General features: G+C 26.9%; 2 protein-coding genes. Both read left to right on the forward strand.

What is annotated here, in order from left to right; all coding sequences use genetic code 11:
• Window positions 1-661: TlyA family RNA methyltransferase (locus Q5F54_RS12980; protein WP_302334576.1), on the forward strand; the 661-nt coding region annotated here is incomplete at its 5' end.
• A 40-nt stretch (window positions 662-701) separates the two neighbouring features.
• On the forward strand, window positions 702-2,384 hold the full coding sequence (gene recN, locus Q5F54_RS12985; RefSeq protein WP_281538937.1) for a DNA repair protein RecN: 1,683 nt from the start codon (window positions 702-704) through the stop codon (window positions 2,382-2,384).
• The last annotated feature ends 135 nt before the right edge of the window (window positions 2,385-2,519 follow it).

The following is a 2,519-nucleotide window of genomic DNA, read 5'->3' on the forward strand; positions in this document are numbered from 1 at the left end:
AGTAAAAGGAGACCCAATACCTTATGTAAGTAGAGGTGGACTTAAGCTTGAAAAAGCAATGAAAAACTTCGATTTAACACTAGAGGGTAAGGTATGTATGGATATAGGTGCATCTACTGGAGGGTTTACAGACTGCATGCTTCAAAATGGAGCTAAAAAAGTATTTTCTATAGATGTAGGATATGGACAACTTGCTTGGAAACTAAGACAGGATGAAAGAGTTGTTTGTATGGAAAGAACTAATATAAGACATGTTACAATAGAGGATACAAAAGAGTTTGCAGACTTTGCATCTATAGATGTTTCGTTTATATCCTTAAAATTAGTACTTCCTAAGTGTAAGGAACTTATTCGTGAAAATGGAGAAATTGTAGCACTTATAAAGCCACAATTTGAAGCAGGAAGAGAAAAAGTTGGTAAAAAAGGTGTAGTAAGAGAAAAATCAACGCATATAGAAGTTATACAAATGATATCTGATTTTGCAGTTGAAAATGGGTTTGAAATATTAGATTTAGACTATTCTCCTATAAAGGGACCAGAAGGTAATATAGAATACCTAATACATTTAAAAGTTACAAATCAGCCATTTGAGTTTGATAGTGAAAATCATAATAAAAAAATATTAGAAGTAGTTGAAGCTTCTCATAATTTAAGTAAATAGATAAAAAATATTAAATATATAAAAAAGAGGGGGATTTAAATTGATCCTTGAGTTATATATGAAAAACTGTGCACTAGTTGAAGAACTAAGACTAGGAATAGATGAAAATTTAAATATATTAACTGGTGAAACAGGTTCAGGGAAGTCTATAATAATAGATGCATTAGGATTATGCCTAGGTGAAAAATATGATAGATCCTTTTTAAGAAAAGGTACAGAAAAAGGTGTAATAGAAGCTGTATTTCATTCAGAAAGTAGCAACTTAAAGAAAGTCTTACATGAACACGATTTAGACTTAGATGAAGACAATTTATTAGTAATAACTAGAGTTATATATTCTGATGGAAAAAGTGTTGCTAGGGTTAATGGAAGAACGGTTAAATTATCTGTATTAAAAGATATTGCATCTACTTTAATAGATATACATGGACAACATCAGAATCAAGCATTATTTAATAAAGAAACTCATTTAGATTTCTTAGATTTGTTTGGAGAGTTTGAGTTAGAAAATTATAAAAAAGAATATAAATCTATATATGATGAATATAGTGATGTTAAAAAGGCATTAAGCGTATTAACTGAAAATAAAGATGATATGCAGATACAAAGAGAAATAGATTTACTTAAATTCCAAATAAATGAAATAGAATCTGCAAATTTAAGTAATGATGAATATGAAGAATTATTAAAACAAAGAGATGTATATAGAAACAGTGAAAAAATATATAGTAATCTTAATTCAGCATATCAGAATTTATATGATGGTTCTGTAAACTCTGTTGATTTAGTAGGAAATGCAGTAAAAGAACTTAGTTTAATATCTCAATATGATAAAACTTTAAGTGATTATAATAATGATATAGAAAGAATTATGTATGAGCTTCAAGATATATCGAGAGAGATAAGAAACTATAAAGAAAATATAGATTTTGAGCCATATGAACTTGAACAAATAGAACTTAGAGTAGATGAAATAAATAATTTAAGAAGAAAATATGGAGATTCTATAGAAGATATATTTAACTACTATGAAAAAATGAAATCTAGATTAGAAGAAATACTAAATAGAGATGAAAAAGTAGAAGAATTAAAATTAGAAATAATAAGACTTGAAAAAACTCTTAAAAATAAAGCAGATGAACTAACAAAAGCAAGAAAAGAAGTTGCTTTAAGGTTAGAGGAAGTTTTATTAGTAGAATTAAAGAGTTTAAATATGAAAAATGTTGTATTTAAAGTTAACTTTGAAGAAACTGTATTTAATATGAAAGGTCAAGATGATATAGAATTTATGATATCTTTCAACTTAGGAGAAGATATTAAACCTATATATAAAGTTGCATCAGGTGGGGAAATGTCTAGATTTATGCTTGCATTTAAGACTATACTTGCAGATATTGACCAAATAGATACATTGGTATTTGATGAAATAGATACAGGAATAAGTGGTATAGCAGCTCAGATAGTTGGAGAAAAGCTTAGTAATATAGGTAAGAAAAAACAAATTATATGTATAACACATTTACCACAAATTGCTGCTACAGCAGATACTCATTATTGTATAGAAAAAAGTACATCAAATGAAAGAACATTTACAACTATAAGAAGGCTAGATAACAATCAAAGAAAAGATGAAATAGCAAGACTTATAGCAGGAAGTAATATAACAGAGAAAACAATGGAACATGCTACTGAAATAATAGAATTAGCTAAAAGAAGCCTATAAGGCTTCTTTTTTTGTATAAAACTTACTAAAAATGGAATTATAAATACATAATATATAAGGGTTGGAGGTTAAAAAAAAAAAAAAAAATGTTATATTATCTTTAATTTTAATTAGTTGTTTTATACTATTTGGATA

It is taken from the genome of uncultured Romboutsia sp. (assembly GCF_958366745.1).
GTDB lineage: Bacteria > Bacillota > Clostridia > Peptostreptococcales > Peptostreptococcaceae > Romboutsia > Romboutsia timonensis.